22 protein-coding genes and 1 pseudogene are annotated in these 17,895 nt (G+C 42.3%); 18 read left to right on the top strand and 5 right to left on the bottom strand.

Annotation, left to right across the window (positions count from 1 at the left end; translation table 11 throughout):
- The first annotated feature begins 204 nt into the window (after positions 1-204).
- From JMY01_RS13945 to JMY01_RS13915, 7 genes are all read left to right on the top strand, one after another.
- A complete protein-coding gene (locus JMY01_RS13945; RefSeq protein ID WP_201576955.1) occupies positions 205-1,089 on the top strand; it encodes an inovirus-type Gp2 protein in 885 nt (294 codons plus the stop codon).
- Positions 1,090-1,239: 150 nt separating this feature from the next.
- A complete protein-coding gene (locus JMY01_RS13940) occupies positions 1,240-1,521 on the top strand; it encodes a hypothetical protein (protein ID WP_227677946.1) in 282 nt (93 codons plus the stop codon).
- A gap of 48 nt (positions 1,522-1,569) precedes the next feature.
- Entirely contained in the window at positions 1,570-2,562 is a 993-nt protein-coding gene (locus JMY01_RS13935; RefSeq protein WP_201576948.1) for a DUF932 domain-containing protein, read from the top strand.
- 121 nt (positions 2,563-2,683) lie between these two features.
- Positions 2,684-3,793, top strand: coding sequence for a YqaJ viral recombinase family protein (locus JMY01_RS13930; protein WP_201576946.1), 1,110 nt, complete (start codon positions 2,684-2,686; stop codon positions 3,791-3,793).
- Positions 3,794-3,919: 126 nt separating this feature from the next.
- Positions 3,920-4,831, top strand: a complete 912-nt coding sequence (locus tag JMY01_RS13925) for a hydrolase or metal-binding protein (protein WP_201576940.1) — start codon at positions 3,920-3,922, stop codon at positions 4,829-4,831.
- A gap of 170 nt (positions 4,832-5,001) precedes the next feature.
- Positions 5,002-5,262, top strand: a complete 261-nt coding sequence (locus JMY01_RS13920) for an AlpA family transcriptional regulator (RefSeq protein WP_227677944.1) — start codon at positions 5,002-5,004, stop codon at positions 5,260-5,262.
- A gap of 131 nt (positions 5,263-5,393) precedes the next feature.
- Positions 5,394-5,840 (top strand): hypothetical protein, encoded by a 447-nt coding sequence (locus JMY01_RS13915; protein ID WP_201576938.1) that lies wholly within the window; start codon positions 5,394-5,396, stop codon positions 5,838-5,840.
- Between the two features lie 80 nt (positions 5,841-5,920).
- Here JMY01_RS13915 and JMY01_RS13910 read toward each other — a convergent pair whose 3' ends face one another.
- Positions 5,921-6,910 carry an ATP-binding protein gene (locus tag JMY01_RS13910; protein ID WP_201576936.1) on the bottom strand — a complete coding sequence of 330 codons (990 nt, stop codon included), beginning with the start codon at positions 6,908-6,910 and terminating at the stop codon, positions 5,921-5,923.
- Between the two features lie 135 nt (positions 6,911-7,045).
- Positions 7,046-7,981: a LysR family transcriptional regulator gene (locus JMY01_RS13905; protein WP_045452403.1), complete on the bottom strand. Its 936-nt coding sequence runs from the start codon at positions 7,979-7,981 to the stop codon at positions 7,046-7,048.
- Positions 7,982-8,143: 162 nt separating this feature from the next.
- Here JMY01_RS13905 and JMY01_RS13900 point away from each other — a divergent pair, with 162 nt between their 5' ends.
- The 6 genes and pseudogenes from JMY01_RS13900 to JMY01_RS14495 all read left to right on the top strand — a co-directional run.
- Positions 8,144-9,091: a glutathione S-transferase family protein gene (locus JMY01_RS13900; RefSeq protein WP_045452401.1), complete on the top strand. Its 948-nt coding sequence runs from the start codon at positions 8,144-8,146 to the stop codon at positions 9,089-9,091.
- A gap of 21 nt (positions 9,092-9,112) precedes the next feature.
- A complete protein-coding gene (locus JMY01_RS13895; RefSeq protein ID WP_201576934.1) occupies positions 9,113-9,931 on the top strand; it encodes a class III extradiol ring-cleavage dioxygenase in 819 nt (272 codons plus the stop codon).
- Positions 9,932-10,028: 97 nt separating this feature from the next.
- The gene (locus JMY01_RS13890) at positions 10,029-10,832 is read left to right on the top strand and encodes an SDR family NAD(P)-dependent oxidoreductase (RefSeq protein ID WP_201576932.1); all 804 of its coding nucleotides are present in this window, start codon (positions 10,029-10,031) and stop codon (positions 10,830-10,832) included.
- Between the two features lie 49 nt (positions 10,833-10,881).
- Positions 10,882-11,154: a DUF2218 domain-containing protein gene (locus tag JMY01_RS14210; RefSeq protein ID WP_101210643.1), complete on the top strand. Its 273-nt coding sequence runs from the start codon at positions 10,882-10,884 to the stop codon at positions 11,152-11,154.
- Between the two features lie 172 nt (positions 11,155-11,326).
- Positions 11,327-11,710: a cytochrome b gene (locus JMY01_RS14205; RefSeq protein WP_227692073.1), complete on the top strand. Its 384-nt coding sequence runs from the start codon at positions 11,327-11,329 to the stop codon at positions 11,708-11,710.
- A gap of 207 nt (positions 11,711-11,917) precedes the next feature.
- Positions 11,918-12,040 (top strand): annotated as a pseudogene (locus tag JMY01_RS14495) (IS3 family transposase); the annotation flags it as partial.
- Here JMY01_RS14495 and JMY01_RS13880 read toward each other — a convergent pair.
- On the bottom strand, positions 12,035-12,508 hold the full coding sequence (locus JMY01_RS13880) for a helix-turn-helix domain-containing protein (protein ID WP_201563759.1): 474 nt from the start codon (positions 12,506-12,508) through the stop codon (positions 12,035-12,037). The pseudogene JMY01_RS14495 and the gene JMY01_RS13880 overlap by 6 nt on opposite strands.
- 102 nt (positions 12,509-12,610) lie before the next feature.
- On the opposite strand from JMY01_RS13880, the gene JMY01_RS13875 reads away from it, so the two are divergent.
- The 3 genes from JMY01_RS13875 (at position 12,611) to JMY01_RS13865 (ending at position 14,528) form a co-directional block, all read left to right on the top strand.
- On the top strand, positions 12,611-13,339 hold the full coding sequence (locus JMY01_RS13875) for an SDR family oxidoreductase (RefSeq protein ID WP_201563757.1): 729 nt from the start codon (positions 12,611-12,613) through the stop codon (positions 13,337-13,339).
- A 36-nt stretch (positions 13,340-13,375) separates the two neighbouring features.
- Positions 13,376-13,969, top strand: a complete 594-nt coding sequence (locus tag JMY01_RS13870) for a 2-hydroxychromene-2-carboxylate isomerase (protein WP_201576929.1) — start codon at positions 13,376-13,378, stop codon at positions 13,967-13,969.
- Between the two features lie 193 nt (positions 13,970-14,162).
- On the top strand, positions 14,163-14,528 hold the full coding sequence (locus JMY01_RS13865; protein WP_201576926.1) for a hypothetical protein: 366 nt from the start codon (positions 14,163-14,165) through the stop codon (positions 14,526-14,528).
- Between the two features lie 127 nt (positions 14,529-14,655).
- Here JMY01_RS13865 and JMY01_RS13860 read toward each other — a convergent pair whose 3' ends face one another.
- On the bottom strand, positions 14,656-15,162 hold the full coding sequence (locus JMY01_RS13860) for a plasmid replication DNA-binding protein (RefSeq protein WP_201576924.1): 507 nt from the start codon (positions 15,160-15,162) through the stop codon (positions 14,656-14,658).
- A 288-nt stretch (positions 15,163-15,450) separates the two neighbouring features.
- Between JMY01_RS13860 and JMY01_RS13855 the strand changes: the two genes are divergently transcribed.
- On the top strand, positions 15,451-16,527 hold the full coding sequence (locus tag JMY01_RS13855) for a Fic family protein (protein ID WP_201576923.1): 1,077 nt from the start codon (positions 15,451-15,453) through the stop codon (positions 16,525-16,527).
- Between the two features lie 74 nt (positions 16,528-16,601).
- On the opposite strand, the gene JMY01_RS13850 is transcribed toward JMY01_RS13855, so the two are convergent.
- Positions 16,602-17,303 carry an IS1 family transposase gene (locus JMY01_RS13850; protein ID WP_201576457.1) on the bottom strand — a complete coding sequence of 234 codons (702 nt, stop codon included), beginning with the start codon at positions 17,301-17,303 and terminating at the stop codon, positions 16,602-16,604.
- A 161-nt stretch (positions 17,304-17,464) separates the two neighbouring features.
- Here JMY01_RS13850 and JMY01_RS13845 point away from each other — a divergent pair, with 161 nt between their 5' ends.
- Entirely contained in the window at positions 17,465-17,851 is a 387-nt protein-coding gene (locus JMY01_RS13845) for a hypothetical protein (protein ID WP_201576922.1), read from the top strand.
- The last annotated feature ends 44 nt before the right edge of the window (positions 17,852-17,895 follow it).

The following is a 17,895-nucleotide window of genomic DNA, read 5'->3' as shown; positions in this document are numbered from 1 at the left end:
TAGCGTGATATTTACAAGCATCAAAATCCGGTTATTAATATTATTAATACAATATAAGCTATAAGCATATTCACTAATCACCCTTAATAATAAAAATAACAAATTACCTCTTTGCCTAAGATTATGAACATATAATTTTAGGAAAATAACATGACCATCCCAAACTTAAGCCATGAGATAGTAGTCGCTAAAGTCGATAAGCTTGTGAGCGACATACTCAACCCCAAAATTCGAATCAGTATTCAACAAGTTAGTGAGCAACTAAATCTTTACTATCAGTCAATGACATTGCTCTTCAATGACGAACTAGAATATACCAGTTCGATAAAATGGTTTATGGGCAGCTGTTATCTTGTTTGCGATAATTACTATCCCAATGAGGTTTTTTGGGATAAGGCTATGACACAAAAGTTTTTACATGCGCTAAATTTTTATCAGTACGAATTTACTACTACCCTTACGGACTTCGCTTTTCAAGAGCAGCGCAATAGCCAATCACTTAAAAAATATATGAGTTATTTTTTAGAAAAGTACGCACGTGTGCTTATCGTGAGGGTTGATATCAAAATAAAAGCAGAGTTTGCGCACCTTGTCGACGTTGAAACCTTTCAGGATTTCATGAATCAGCTTATGAAGGCTATCCAAAGAGATAGAGAAATAGAAAAGAAAAGAAAGGCTGGAAAGATAGCTGATAAATATAAAGGCTGTTTCGAGGATTTAAGGGGTTATGCTTGGGCTATAGAGCAAGGTGTTGATAACGGTGGTTTGCACTGTCACCTGTTATTGATCTATAACGGTGATAAGCGGCAGAAAGACTGGTATTTAGGCGATGCTGTCGGTAAGAGGTGGCTTGAGATAACAGAAGGTTTAGGATGGTCCACCAATGGTAATACCTCTGAACGTAAACAAGATTATGAGCGTAAGGGTCAGCGTGGTATTGCTATGATTCACGGAAATAAGCCCTTGGAAGTAAAAAACGCTTTCTATACAGCGCTGTACTTAACTCGACCTGACAAGTACGAGCAGCGCCTTAAAGCATGGCTACCGAATATGCGTAGCTTTGGTCGCGGTAGCTACCCTAAGAGCTAACTAGCGCTTGGTATGCTTATATCAAACTAATTTCAGATACATACTACAGTCATGAGATCGAGCATTAGCGTTTTAATGCTTATCCTTCTTCACCCATCAAAGGCCTGCCTCGTGCAGGCCTTTTTTATGCCCGCAATAAAAGGAGCCCTTATGAAACCAGTATGTCCACACTGTCAGTCATCCTCTGTTTATGTAATGACTGATAGTACTAGCCATCCACTTATCGAAGAGCTGTTATCACCTGCTGCACTGATCGGCCTTGGTGTCAGTTTATGTAAATTATTCAAAGTCCATCCTGTGATCGGTGTGGTTGCAGGTACTGCAATCGCAACCGTCATCGAGCTTGCAAAGCCTCATAGCGCTTTACCGATGCTGGTCAATAAGCAGCATCGCTGTAATGACTGTACGCATATTTTTTCAACCATCAACTAACTATCAATCATCAATTTACGTAACTTATCAATAAAAAGGAAATTAATCATGGCACATCTATTAGAAAGTATGGCATACGTTGGCGATACCCCTTGGCACGGTCTTGGCAGTCAACTACCTAAGAATCAGCCTATCGAGGTCTGGGCTAAAGAAGCTGGTATGGATTGGCGTATCGAATCATCGGACGTCAGCTATATGGCAAACAATGAAAAAGGTCAAAGTCTTATCATGCCCTTTGACAGCAACAAAGTGTTGTATCGCTCAGATAACTTAGAGCCGTTATCCGTGGTCAGTCAACGTTACCAAGAAGTGCAGCCACGTGAGATTTTAGAGTTCTATCGTGATCTCACTGAACAATCGCACTTCGAGCTTGAGACTGCTGGCATCTTAAAGGGTGGTCGTAAGATGTGGGCACTTGCTCGTACAGGTCAGTCTATGAGTCTAAAGGGTGGCGATGTGAGTAATGGCTACCTTTTGCTAGCAACCGCTTGTGATGGGACTCTAGCGACCACAGCACAGTTCACTAATATTCGTGTAGTTTGTAATAACACTTTAGCGGTAAGCCTCGCTGATGGCAGCGGTGGTGTGGTGAAAGTACCGCACTCTACGTCGTTTGATGCGGACAAGGTCAAGCAGCAACTAGGCGTTTCTGTTAAGCAGTGGAACGAGCACGTGTATGAGATGAAGCAGTTAACCCAGCGCCGTGTCACTCAGGCAGAAGCGGCAAACTATCTCAACCGAGTGTTCAACGATCAGGACAACGACATCATTCTGTTTAACAGTGCTAAGAAAGAGAAGGATGCGGTGCCTAACGCTCGAGCGATGAATCAGGTGATGAATATGTTTAACGGTCAAGGTCGCGGTGCAGATCTTGATTCTGCACGTGATACCGCTTATGGCTTGCTGTCGGCAATGACAGAATATGTTGACCATGAGCGCCGTGCGATGTCTACCGATCATAGGCTCGATTCCGCATGGTTTGGCGCTGGCGCTAAGCTTAAAGATAAGAGCTTAGAGGAAGCGCTACTGATGATCGCCTAAATCAACGTATGAAACTTAATGATTAAACCACGCTCAAGGGCGTGGTTTTTTTATGCCGTTTGTTTCTTATTAATCAGTAATCAACTAAAAACCAATAATCAATTTATCTAAGGAATTTACCATGAACATCATCGCTTTACACAACACCAATCGCACTGAGCCAAGACAGGCTAAGCGTGCAACCGTTAAGCTTAAACCCTCAGTAGTGAAAACAAAGCAAAACGATAGCTTTGATAAACCTGCTCAGTCTAATACCTCAACCACGGCCAAACGTCTGATCAACACCAAAGACTTAAGCCGTGAAGAGTGGTTAGCCGTTCGCAAGCAAGGCATTGGCAGTAGTGATGCCGCTGCTGCTTGTGGTATCCATCCGTATTTATCCATGCTGGAGCTATGGATGATTAAGACAGGACGCATGAGCTCAGACATCGATGAGAGCATTGAAGGGTACTCGCCTTTGTATTGGGGCAATACTTTAGAGCCCATGGTGGCCAAATACTACCAAGAACACACAGGCAATAAGGTACGGCGCGTTAATGCCATCTTGCAGCATCCTGATCCTGACAAAGCCTTTATGCTCGCCAATTTAGACTATGCCATTACTGGTAGTGACGAAGTGCAGATACTTGAATGTAAAACCGCTGGTGAACATGGCGCTAAGCTGTGGAAGCATGGCGTGCCGTTATATGTCACATGCCAAGTACAGCATCAGTTAGCGGTTACAGGTAAAACTGCAGCGCACATCTGTGTGTTGCTCTGTGGGCATGAGGCTAAGATTTATAAAGTTGAGCGTGACGAGCGCTTGATTGAATCCATCATCGAGCATGAGCGTCTGTTCTGGCAGTATGTAGAAACCGACACCCCGCCCACCCCTGATCATTCTGAATCTGCAGCCAAAGCACTAAAACTGCTATATCCAAGCCCTAAGCCGTCAAGCAAGATTGATCTGACGGATGACGACGGTGCCAATAAGTTATTTGAGCAATTACTGAGTTATCGTGACTACATGCAAGAGTTAGAGCAGCGTCATGATCAGGTGAAGCACCAGCTGCAAACGCTGATTGCTGATAATGAGATTGCGGTGTTCTCAAGTGGTGCGATCTCTTGGAAGCGCTCGAAAGACAGTATTGGTCTTGATAGCAAAGCGGTGATCAAAGCGCATCCTGAGCTGATGGATAAATTTAGTAAAACTCGCCAAGGTAGCAGACGCTTTGTGATCTTAAACGACTAGGTACTTATCTCATTAACTACAAATCAATCCACTTATCAAACAACGAAAATAAGCCCATAACAGCCCACCAGAATCGGTGGGCTTTTTTATGTCTTAACCAATTTATTAAATTTAAGGAATACCACCATGATTAAAGGTCTCACGATAACCCCACCCGTCTTAGGCAGAATCAGCATAGGACGTGTTATTCAAAAAGATGGCAAACGTCTGCCTGCCAAAGACGATCAATTCACCATTACCAGCCAAGTGCAGAATAAGGATGGCTGGGTCAATCATCCACTAGATGCAAAGCTGCGTAAGGGTACAACCGATAAGCTCAGACAAATACCAGTACGGATGTTGTTTAACGATCCTGAGCTTAACTTGCGAGCTGAATACACTTTGTTTGATAGACAGACAGGCAGACCGTTATGCGTGGGCGACGGTGAGCAGTGTCAGCGTCGCACAAGTAACGGCGTTGAGAAGTTGCCTTGTCCATCCCCTGATCGTTGCCCATTGGCGCAAGGTGGCGCTTGTAAGCCTTATGGGCGGCTTTACGTGAATCTCAGTGAAGACGATGAGTTGGGTACCTTTATCTTTCGCACCACAGGCTTTAATAGTATTAGAACGCTTGCCGCACGCTTAAGCTACTTTGCCGCGGTCTCAGGCAATAAACTGTCGTGTCTACCGCTGCAATTAACCCTAAGAGGTAAAAGCACCACCCAAAGCTATCGTACGCCCATCTACTTTGTGGATTTAACCTTGCGTGAGGGCGTCACGCTTAAGGATGCAGTACAACACGCTGGAGCGATTGATCGTGAGCTGAGTGAACACGGCTTTGATCAAGCGGCATTGGAGGAAGTCGCCAAACAAGGGTATGTGAACTCAGCCTTTGAGATCGATAGTGATGAGGCACTTGCCGCTATTGAAGAGTTTTATCCAGCCGAGAGTAGTGACACTAATCAACAGCAGCAAGAACACAGGCAAAATGGGCTAGCCACTCATGAGGTGAGTAGCATTGAGCAGGGACTACGGCAAAGTGTAACGGCTGTGAGTTAAAGCGGTTAAGACAGATAAGCGGCATAAAAAGGAGCTGAGTAATCAGCTCTGTTTTTTTATTAGCTACATCAAAGGCTAACTGTCGGACGGCATGGGATGCAGTAAAAAAATATAGGTCTCCCTAACTGTATGAGAGGAAATGCTCTCAATTACTCACAAGGAGCTCAATCATGGAACAGTTAAACACAAGCACTCATAAAAATGTAACAGTACCAAGCATGCCGCAAATACCGCGTATGCTACCGCTCAAGCAAGTCGTGCACTATACAGGGCTTAGCAGTACAACGATTTACGATATGCTCGATAAAAGATCAAATCGTTATGACCCTAACTTCCCTGTTCAGGTAAAATTATCAAAGGGACGTGTGGCTTGGGTTGAAAGTGAAGTTGCTCAGTGGATTGAAAGTAAGATAGCTGCTAGGATTTGCTAAATGATAATACAAAATAAGTTGCTTAGTGCAGCTTATTTTTTTCCTTCTTTTTGATCTAGTAGTTTAGTAGCATGCAATATAAAACATAGCGGCAATTATGAGTATAAGGCGATTAGACACGGACTTTTATTATGGACTTAAAGCAAGAAATGGCATTGGATATTGCTGCTGCACTATCTAAAAACCTCTCAGAGAAGATTACTAGACAAACTATCAGATGGATGCAAAGCCTTGATACCGCTTTAGATATGGGCTATCTCAAAAACCTATGGGATGACGTTTGCTATCAAAGTCAGAAAGAGGAATCTATTTTCTGGAGTTATTACGATGATATGATTTTACAATTTGTCTCATCGCAGCTCGAAGAGCTGAGTAAGCATGAGATCTATGCTATATGGTTACAAGATCCTGATTTATACTATCAATTAGACGATATCGACGTTGGCGAAGAGCGTATAGGTAAAAACCCACCTTACTGTATAAACGATATATCGCGATACATCATAAGCGAATATATTTACAAAGAAGCAGAAAGCTGGAGAAATGACAGACTCAGGCAGCTATTAGGCTACTTCTAGAATACTTACGTAGCTTGACCTAGCTACGTTTAGCCGCCTTTAGCTACGCTTAGCTGCATCTAGCTACCTTTTAGCTAAACCTAGCTATTTGCAAGATACCAAGTTTGGTTTTTAGAGGTCACTAGACCATCACGTCGCATTTTCTGCAATAGATTACGTACTTTGTTCTTACGTTGTTTGTCGTCTAGCACTTGCGGTAACTTATTAGCCAGCATTTTATCAAAGTCAGTTAGCCTACCTCGCTCAAATGTCTTGAGGTACTCTATGATCAAGCTTTGATAATGCATGTCATCTAAACCACGCATTTGCATATACTCTGCCTGCTGCTCAGTATGCTTGGCAAAATCAGCGGCAATGATATAGCTGTTTTTTCGTCCTTCAATCAATGACTTTTTACGTAACGTCTCCGCCTCCTCTTCAGTAATCGACTGCCCTTTTTGTACTTTATCCAGCGCTATGATGTCGTGTAATGTGAGATTATCGACGGTCGCTAGCTGTTTAGCGTACTCTTGATCAAGCACTTTGCCTGTGAACTTTACGAGTACTCTTTCACGGGTCAAGTCATAATCTGGCAATGGAAAAAAGCGTTTGGACTGAATCTGATACATTTTTTTGATGCCGCTACCGATGGTATCCATCATATTTAGACTGACCATGGCATTGACTAAAAACGGATTACGGTAACTCGCTTCAGGCGCGTCTTGTAGCAAGACATTTTCAATAGTCTTAGGAATAAACGCTCCGCTATTTTGAAAAATCAGCGTTGAGTCCTCTTTTTCAACCACTGTGATACGTCCGCCTAGTCGGTAGTCTTGATGACCAATGGCATTACTTAATGCTTCACGGATGATATAGAGGTCGTACTGCTGCACCTCTTCAGGGAACAACGTACCAGCAGGCATGTAGCGGTAATTTAGATTGCGAATTTTGTTATACACCTCGTCCAAGGCTAACAAAAATGGTGGCGAAAAATGCTCATAGTCTTTTTCAATACCATCAACGCCCTTTAGAATCCAAGTGATATGTGCTTGCGCTGGACTTAAAAAATACGTGGATTCATAACGTCCCAATAAAATAATCGCTGTGTTAGTTTAGGGGATAGTTACAAGCGGATACTAACAGCAATATCTCAACCGCTGTAAAGTGTAGTAGCATAAAAAATAGCAAGCCGCATCTATCTTAGGAGAAGCTAGTTATCCAGTGCCTCACGTATTACTGAGCGACTGGCTTTTGGCTATAGACTCATCCCAATAAGGCGGCGCTCCATAATAGCCTTCCATAAAATCGATAAAACACCTGACTTTGTGCGGTAGTAGCTTTCTATGGGCGTAGACGGCATATAAACCTAAGCGTTTAGGTTCAAGTTCAGGCAATACTATCACCAGCTTGCCACTGCTAACTGCTTCACTGACAATAAATGTCGGCTGTAATACCAATCCTGCACCTTCAATAGCTCCTTCTACCAACACATCACCGTTATTACTAAGAAACTCACTACCTTGCTTGAGAATCTTCGCCTTTAATAATTGGTAGACCTCTTCCTTCGCGTCCATGTTCATATAGCTATAATGTAAATAGCGATGATTCTCTAAATCTTCAGGCTTATCGAGTGTGTCATGCTTTTTCAAATATTCAGGCGACGCACACAGAACCACACGAATAGGTGCCACTTCCTTCGCAATAAGTGATGAGCTTTTCAGTTGACCTATACGCAGTGCAATATCAAACCCTTCTTCAACAATATCGACTTTACGATCAGTCAATTGTAGATCGACTGTGACCAATGGATAACGGATCTGAAAGTCAGTGACTAATTTAGCCATATGTTTTAAAGCAAAAGATACTGGCGCACTTATGCGCAACACACCTTTAGGGTTTTGCTGCAAACCACTTAGTTGCGACTCCATATCATCCATACTCAATAAAATCTGCTGCGCATGACCAAAGTAATGACTACCAGCTTCGGTGAGGCTTACTTTACGGGTGGTACGATTCAGCAGACGATTATTTAGCTGCTCCTCCAACTTAGAGACATATTTGCTCACCAATTGAGGTGACAGTTGCAGAGTATTTGCCGCATTAGTAAAGCTGCCTTCGGTCACCACCGCTACAAAGGCACGCATCGCATCGATTCTATCCATATTTTGCCCTGTTTTTCTTTAACTATCGAAATTGAACAATAAAGCCATTATCAACGATATGTTGTTAATTAATCAATATCACCTATCTTACTCTTTTTTTATGTTGATGGTAAAGTAGGGTCATGCTTTTTAAAAGCAATCATCTGACTAGGAGTAAGTATTATGTTAATCAATGGCAATTGGACTGAAGACTGGCAACCGGTACAAGCAGAAGACGAACAAGGGCGTTTTATTCGTCAAACCTCATCGTTCCGTCATTGGATTACTGCTGATGGACAAGCAGGACCAACGGGTACTGGGGGCTTTAAAGCAGAAAAAGACCGCTATCATCTATACGTAGCGCTGATTTGCCCTTGGGCCTCACGTACCTTGATGGCACGTCAGTTAAAAGGTCTGCAAGATATAATCGATATTACCGTGGTCAATCCGCAGCTTGGCAATCAAGGCTGGCAGTTTGGTGGCTTTGACGGTGCTGACAGTGATCCTATTAATCATGCCCAATTTGCTCATCAACTTTATACCAAAGCAGACCCTCAATTTACCGGACGCGCGACTGTACCTGTGCTTTGGGACAAAAAAACCAATACTATCGTTAATAATGAGTCTGCTGATATCTTACGTATGCTAAATACCGCTTTTACAGAACTCGTGCCAAATTACGTTGACTTGTTTCCAAAAGAGCTTGCTGATGATATCGAAGCCCTAAACTTAGTTATCTATGAGAATTTAAACAACGGCGTATACAAAGCAGGATTTGCGACGACACAAGGGGCTTATGAAGAAGCTTATCAGCAAGTATTTGACACCTTAGATATGCTTGAGGCGCGCCTGAGTGATGGTCGTCATTATCTATTTGGTGAGCAGCTGACGGAAACAGATATTCGACTGTTTGTGACTTTAGTACGTTTTGATGCCGCTTATCACGGTCTATTTAAATGCAACCGTAACTTGATCAAAGATATGAGTTCTCTACATGCTTATATGCTACGAATCTTAGCGCTTGATGGCATTTCAGAGACGGTGAGTATCAAGCACATCAAAGCAGGCTATTACTCTATCAAAGCGTTAAATCCCAATGGAATCGTGCCCACAGGGCCTGAACATATTTAGCAAGATAAAGGAGTAAAGTTCATGAATAATGAATCAACCACAGTCAAGCAACCTGTATTGTTTATACCTCATGGTGCCGGGCCTTGTTTTTTTATGGATTGGCAACCAGCAGACACTTGGGATCAGATGGCTGACTTTTTAACTAATAGCTCAAATGGTTTGCCAGAGCGTCCCAAAGCTATTTTAATAGTCAGTGCCCATTGGCAAACGCGGGAGTTTAGTATTACTGCCAGCAAGCAGCCTGAGCTGATTTATGATTACTCTGGCTTCCCTGAGCATACGTATCAGCTGACTTATCCAGCAGCTGGTGCGCCAGTACTGGCTGAGCGAATTGGTCATTTGCTCATCGATGCTGGTTTAAGCAATAAGCAGGACAGTTCCAGAGGTTTTGATCATGGGGTGTTTATTCCACTGAAACTGATGTTCCCTGACGCCGATATTCCAGTAGTACAGCTATCTCTGCGTCATGATTTAGACCCAAAAGTACATCTAAGAGCGGGCCAAGCGCTTGCCTCACTACGTGATGAAGGCGTGTTGATCGTAGGCAGTGGTATGAGCTTTCATAATATGCGCGGCTATGGTGATTCGAGTTTTACCGCACCGTCAGTAATATTTGACGAGTGGCTAACGACAGCAGTTGCAGCTAATGCAGATGAGCGCTTTGCAGCGCTTGCTAATTGGCCAGAGGCACCTCATGCATTGGATTCTCATCTATTAGGTGCGGAGGAGCATTTGCTACCTTTAATGGTTGCCGTAGGGGCAGCAGGAACAGATAGAGGTAAGAAAACATATTCTCAGCAAGTCATAAAAACTCAGATTTCAGCCTTTCAGTTTGGCTAAATTTATTAATCTGATATTCATTTAATTCTTTATAAACTGATACTCACAAAGCAGCAAACATACATAGACAAAAATTATTTATAAACGGAGAAATATTATGAACATCGACCTTAATGGAAAAACAGCACTCGTCACAGGTTCAACTGCGGGTATTGGCCTCGCTATTGCAACAGGTCTTGCCAAAGCTGGCGCACAAGTCACTATCGTTGGTCGCGATCAAGCTGGCGTTGATGAGGCGATCAAACAGCTTCAACAAGCTGATGCTGTTAATGATGCCAATAATATAAAAGGCATTGTTGCTGATGCGGGGACGGCTGGTGGCTGTCAGACAATTATCAACACCTTGCCAGAAGTAGATATCTTAGTGAACAATCTAGGGATTTATGGCGCCGCCCCTTTCTTTGATATTGATGACAATGCTTGGGAGGAGATGTTCCAAATTAATGTCATGAGCGGTGTCCGTCTGTCGCGGCATTATGCAAAAGCAATGAAGGAAAAAGGTTGGGGTCGTATTCAGTTTATCTCTAGTGAATCGGCATTGAATATCCCAGCTGAAATGGTGCACTACGGCGTGACTAAAGCAGCTATTCAAGGCGTATCACGTGGTCTTGCCAAAGTGTTAGCGGGCAGCGGTGTGACAGTGAATAGTATTTTGCCAGGACCGACTCGAACCGAGGGCGCAAAAGCCATGATGCAAGAACTGGCGGATGAGCGCGGCGTCTCAGCGGAGGAGATGGAAGGCGTATTCTTAGATGAGAACCGTCCATCAACGCTACTTAAGCGTTTTGCAACCCCTGAAGAAATTGCCAACATGAGTGTCTATATTGCCTCAACACAAGCGAGCGCAACCACGGGTTCAGCACTACGGGTTGAAGGTGGTATTGTAGAAAGTATTGCTTAACGAGTTTTAGACGGTAAGTTTCTATCATTAATAATAAGGGTATTTAATTATGCTAACATCTAGCGCAACGATACAAACACAAAATCCGCAGCAAATAATGAATCGACTGTGCAAGCACTGGGCACATAAGCTGCCCGTTACCCTAAGCTCAGATAAAGGTGAGATTGAGCTGCCCATGGGTGTCTGTCAGATGTATTGTACTGACTTACTGATAGTAACACTCAAAAGTGATACCGAGCAGTTGCCAAAATTACAGCAAGTTGTCAGTGATCATTTGCTACGTATGGCTGGCAAAGAGACGCTTGTTATCGAATGGGCTTAATTGAGCATCACAGCCAATACAAGAAGAAAAGGTTATGAATATTGATTCGAAAGAGCGCTATGGTCGCATTAGCAAATTTTTTCACTGGAGTATGACAGTATTAATCTTCTGGTAGTTACTTAAGTTCACTGACCGTATCAGCGACGGCGAGCATTGGATCGGTCAGACGTTAGTGCCTTGGCATGTTTCTATTGGTGTTCTATTGCTCGTATTAGTTGTCCTGAGACTGATGTGGGTCGCTTCGCAACGCCATCAACGTCCAGTACACGAGCCAACCACTGCCAAGCTGGTTATCGCTGGTCATGGTTTGCTTTACGCGTGTATGTTACTGCTGCCGCTAGCTGGAATCATGATAATGATTGGTGGAGGCTATGGCCTAACCGCATTCGGCTTTGATATCTTTGCTGAAGGTGAAAAGGTTGCTTGGGCGGCAACGCTGGGTCAACTGCATGCACCACTGGCTTGGATGCTGACAGCACTAATCATTGTCCACACTGCTATGGCTTTGTATCATCATTACATTAAAAAGGATAACACCTTAAAGCGGATGCTGTAGTGCCTTTAAAATTACTACAGAATAACTCTATTGAACTGTCCTGAGATGGTCGGAGACTTAACATTCTGAGTCAGGCAGCTAAGCCTGATAGATTTTTATTGAATAACCTGCCTATTCAAATGAGCCACCCCGATATTGATATTGAGCTATGCTGAAAAGACCGTAGAGATGAACTTGGTAGACTAAGCATCATAACAGGCGTTTATCATGCATAAAAAAATCAGGGCCTACAGAAACTACCTTAAAGCTCAAGCAGTTAAACAGATAGTAGACAATAATGGCAATATCTCAGCAACTGCAAAGCCGCTTGGCAGAACACTCTCTTCATATAGTAAGCTCATCGTCACCTATCCAATCAGGTCCTATTTCAACCTTAATATCCCGTGCATTAATTGGTTCATGGCATTCTGAACATACCGTTACGGAATGCATTATTTGGCCGCACTTATTGTGTCTATGTAGCAGCGGCGCACCCCGTTCATCAGCCATGTGTTTGTCTCCCCAGCTAACCAATGCTAAAACGATTGAATGCAAATCTAAACCACGCTCTGTCAATCGATATTCCTCGCGCAGTGGTTGCTGTTGATAGGCTACTTTTTTCAGAACGTCAAATTCAACCAGCTTACGAAGCCGGTCAGACAAGACATGACGTGTGATGCCTAAGCGTTTCTCAAATATATCAAAACGTCTGACACCTAAAAAACAGTCACGTAAAATCATTAGCGTCCAACGATCACCAATGACTGCCAAAGTGCGAGCTACTGAGCAAGGCTGTTTATCAAGTTCATCCCAACGCATATGTTACCTCCTACATGTGTGAGTAATAGATTAGCTTGACAGTCTCTGAAAAGAAAGCTATATTTTTGTTAGTTCTAAAAAGGAACCTATAAGGAAATAGAGATGTATAGAGCACCCGTAGCAGTTGTAATTGGCGCAGGCGATGCCACTGGCAGCGCTGTTGCGAGACGTTTTGCAAGAGAAGGTTTTACCTTATGCGTGACCAGAAGGAGTGTCGACAAACTTAGCTCGCTAGTCAGTGATATTGAAGCCGCTGGTGGAATAGCAAAGCCATTTGGTTGTGATGCGCGTGTAGAGCAAGAGATGGTTGAGCTGTTTACCCATATTGAACAAGACATTGGGCCGATTGAAGTGGTGGTATTTAACATTGGTGCGAACGTCCATTTTTCCATTGTAGACACCACAGAAAGAGTCTACCGAAAAGTATGGGAAATGGCAGCGCTATCTGGATTTCTCACAGGTAGAGAGGCGGCAAAAGCAATGCTTCCCCGTGGAAAGGGTACGATTATTTTCACTGGCGCGACGGCTTCTTTACGAGGTAGTAAAGGTTTTTCTGCTTTTGCTGGTGCTAAATTTGCTTTACGGGCTTTGGCGCAAAGTATGGCTCGAGAGTTAGGGCCAAAAGGTATACATGTGGCGCACCCTATCATTGATGGTGCCATTGATACCGCCTTTATTCGCGACAATTTTCCTGAGCGCTATGCACTTAAAGACCACGACGGGATCTTAAATCCTGAGCATATCGCTGAGCAGTATTGGCAATTGCATTGTCAACCGAGAGACAGCTGGACGCATGAGCTTGATCTACGCCCATGGTTAGAGACTTTTTAGAAACTTTTTAATATATTTTGTCAGGAGTACTTTGAGATGAGTAAAAAAGTAGAGTTTTTCTTTGATGTAGGCAGCCCAGCCAGTTATTTGGCATGGACACAATTAGAGGGTATTGCACAGCGCACCAACGCTAAAATCATTTGGCGGCCTATGCTGCTTGGTGCTGTTTTTCAAGCCACTGGTAATGCGTCACCAGCTGTGGTTCCTGCTAAAGGCGCTTATATGCTCAAAGACCTTAAGCGTTTTTCAAATATTTATGGGGTGCCGTTTAACTTCAATCCATTTTTCCCGTTGAATACGATGCATTTAATGAGAGGTGCGACCGCTTACTTGGAAGAACCTGAGTTCCAGACTTATTTAGCAGCCATTTTTAACGCTTTATGGTCTGAACAGCTAAACATGGAATCACCAGAAGTAGTGGCTGAGGTTTTGACCAAGGCAGGCATTGACGTGACTGATTTTATGGCTCGTATTAGTGAGACTGAGGTCAAGGAGCGTTTGAAAGATAGCACTGAGGAAGCTGTGGCGCGAGGTGTTTTTGGTGCGCCTAGTTTCTTCGTGAACGGTGAGATGTTTTTTGGTCAAGATCGCTTAAGTTTCGTTGAGACTGCTTTAAAAGAGTGGTCTTAACTAGCAGCGGTATAGCATAAGTTGAAAGCGTGTAGACTGTGCTCTTTCCTAATGATGACAGAGACCAATAAGAATATTAGTTATAATTGTAAATTGATTGAATAAACACTTTTGTGGTGTACTGTATGGGTTAATGAACTATGATTGTATATTGGTAAATATCTTCATATGTTACTAATAAACGGGTCATATCATGAAAAAAGAGACGCTGACAGGTTTGTCTATTATTACATCATTTGCAGCACTTTATATTTGGATTCAAAGCGACAGTAACTCATTTTATGAAGAAAAAGACACTGAACTCGAACAAGCTCGCAAAACATCAAAGATTGCACTGCTAACGAAGTGCCAAGAAAAGACAAAACCTATGCTTAGAAACCTTAAGTCTATGGAGATTAACCGCAAAAATACAGACTACAGACTATTAAATAACGGTAATTTCAAAGTTACAACGCATTACTACGCTAAAGATAGCGTGGATACTACTCCTCTGGTTGTGGTCGATTGCCTATTCGATAAAGATGGTAATTTACTAAAGACCATCCCAGATTCTGTGTAGCTGTCATTCAGCTTATAGCAATACTTACACACTTTTCAGGAAAGTCTCCTTTAACAAGCCCAATAAGGCTTTAGAGAGCTATCTACCAAAGATTAAGCACTAATACTTTTTCTAACACCCATTATAGTCAAAAGAACCACCGTTTTTTTTTCTTAGCCGTCGCGACGATTGAATCATCTTTTTTTTCTTGCTCTTGTTCAAGTGGCGGCTCATCACTCATTTCAGCCTGCTTAAATTCTAGTAGTCTCACCTGAGCAAAATCTTGGATACTGGCATTGGCTTTATCCAGCGTTTTGTTCAACTGTCCTATCTGCTGCTGATAATTTTCAATTAACTTTTTTTGATCGCTTACTTGTTGGCTAAGGTGTTCATTCTTGAGCTTTTCAAGCGCTAATAGGTGTTCAATGTCCGTATTGTACTGAACACTTTGACTGTTCAGAGGTGTACTTTGAACAGTGTCCACTGAACGTTCAGTACGTTTTTTAGAGATTGGTTCACCAAACACGCGCAACATTTCTGAAACGTCTATTTTTTTATCTGCTGTCCTAGAAAGCTCACCATCATTGACTTTCTGATAGATCGTAGTTCTTGATATACCCCATTCTTTTGCCGCTTTCGTCACTGATATGTTCATTATTCACCTAGTGTTCAAGTACGTTTTTAAGACCTGTACAGTACAACCGTCCAGAACGTTCAGTGAACAACTATCGCACTAACCTACCTATGAGGCAAATTATAATTTCTTGTCAGTCATTAGGCTCAAAAATTACTAAGGGTGTCATTGAGCGATACTGAATCAGTTTAATAAATCAGAAAATTTATATATCTCAAAAAAACATGTATAGAAAAGCTGGTTTTCTATACGTATATATATAACATGTATAGAAAAGCTGAAATATTATACATATCCAAAGAGGTGTCCATGGACGAGTATCAGATTATCCCTTTACCACTTCCTGACATGGAAGCGCTAGAGACCAGAGCAGTTCTTAAAAAACTGTCATCAGCCAATCGATATTTGGCTGAACTCAAAGGTGTGGTCTCATCCATTCCCAATGAGGCGATCTTAATCAATACCTTAGCTCTACAAGAAGCAAAACACAGCTCTGAGATAGAAAATATTGTCACTACCAATGATGAGCTGTTTAAAGCTGAGCTTGATATAGTCAACCAAAGCCTTGCGACCAAAGAGGTGCAGAACTATACGCAGGCGCTAAAATCAAGTTTCGATACGGTACGAAAAAGTGGCATTATTCGCTTAAGTGATATTCTAGCGATTCAAGAAGAATTAGAGAAAAACGTTGCAGGGTTTCGTAAGCTGCCGGGTACGACGCTTAAAAATAGCCAAGGTGATATTGTCTATACACCGCCTCAACACGGCGACGACATCAAAGCATTCATGGATAACCTAACCACTTTTATAAATGATGATGCGATATGCGATCTTGATCCACTGGTAAAAATGGCGGTCATTCATCATCAGTTTGAGAGTATTCATCCGTTCTATGACGGTAATGGGCGCACAGGGAGGATTTTAAATATTATCTATCTGGTGGCGCAAGGCTTACTAGACTTGCCCGTTTTATACCTCAGTCATTACCTGATTCGACATAAGGCTGATTATTATCACTACCTACAGCACGTTCGAGATACTGGCGACTGGGAAGGTTGGCTGTTATTTATGCTTGATAGTGTGGAAGAGACGTCTAAATCAACCATCACTTTAATTAAAGATATTAAGGCGTTGATACAAGCATATAAGCTCAAAATGCGCGAGGAGAAGCCCAAAATCTATCGCCAAGAACTATTGAACAACCTATTTAATCACCCCTATACCAAAATAGAGTTTGTGATGACTGAGTTAGAGGTATCGCGCACCACCGCGACTAAATACTTAGATGAGCTGACTGATATTGGGCTACTACAAAAAGAGAAAGTCGGGCGTAGCTCTTACTACATCAATGTCGAGCTATTGCAGATATTAATGAATCGAGCGTAGTATGACAAAGGTTGTACTCTCGTTTTAATGAGCAGCATTACTTTTTCGGTGGTGTTCTAAAAAGTATGCCGGCATCAGACGTAACCATAATTGATGTAAAAGAACACCAGATCAAACACTTTGAAGTGATTATCGAGCTTCTTAGAGAAACAACAGGTTTTTCTAACCGCCCGACGCAGTCGGTGTCTAAGACGACAGTTATTACCTTCAATGCCTACCGTATGAGGTTTACCAACTCGTTTGTGGTCAAATTTAAAGGCGGTTATAAAACTGTCCCAGTTATCCATGCTAATCGAGTCATAGCTGACTTTAAGCTGCTTGAGACGAGCTCTTAACTTCTTAGCCGTTTTTAAGTCACGTTTGCCCCAGACATAAGCGACAATCTCATTAGTAGCGCGATCATAAGCATAAATAAGCCAAACTTTACGCTTTTTGCGATACACGTAAGTCCAGAACTCATCAACCTCTAAGCGTTCATAGTAGCGCTTCTTAGGCGTAATCTTATAAACAGATGAGCCTATAGTACTAAGCACTTTACCAATACTAACTGAGGCTATAATAGCAATATCTCTAACACCGCAGCCTCTAACTGTCATGAGCCGTATAAGCTCTTCCACTTTAGAGTGACAGCCATGATAAGTTAAGGCATGGTCACCAATGAATTGACGTTTGCAGTTCTTACATTGATAATTCTGCTTGCCATAGCTTTTTTTGCCATTTTTCTTTAGACTGGGACTGTGACAGTCGGGGCAACTGATATCTATTTGTGTCTTCATAACCTCAAATATATCATCTTGCTTTGACTGTCACCCTCCTTTTATCTCCTCAGCATACTTTTTGATACACCACCACTTTTTCAAATCTTGTGACACCACCGTTATCGAAAGATCAGTATTTCCATGAAACTATCAAATACCTAATTATAAGATGTTATGTCATGAAACTATCTACCCTAAAAAAATTCTTATTAGTATCTATAGTTCTTCTTACTTCACCACTTGGCTTTGCAAGTAATAAGATCAGCGATGGGGCAGTTTATCCCGGTCCTATTAAAGTGTTGCCAACAATTTGCACTAAAGGTGGTAGTGCTTCAGTCATTATCAAAAGTGTAGATCTTAGCGATGGGTATCATGCTGACATGCTGCTAAATGGAAAGGTAGTTAGTGCTTATTGTGAAACGGGTGATTGCGCTCTACTCTATAATTATGGCATAACCAACGTCAGGGCTAAGGTTAAGCTTGGTTATACTTATATGGAAGAATACGAAAGTACTAAGACCTGTACGATTACCGATATAGAGCTTACTCCTGATCAAAAAATTTAAGACGGCATATCAAATGGATAGTAAGTAAAAGCGCTTTACTTGCT

This window comes from Psychrobacter sp. H8-1 (assembly GCF_904846575.1).
Lineage (GTDB): Bacteria > Pseudomonadota > Gammaproteobacteria > Pseudomonadales > Moraxellaceae > Psychrobacter > Psychrobacter fulvigenes.
The sequence above is the reverse complement of the archived record's forward strand: the minus strand, read 5'-3'. Positions and strand labels throughout refer to the sequence as shown.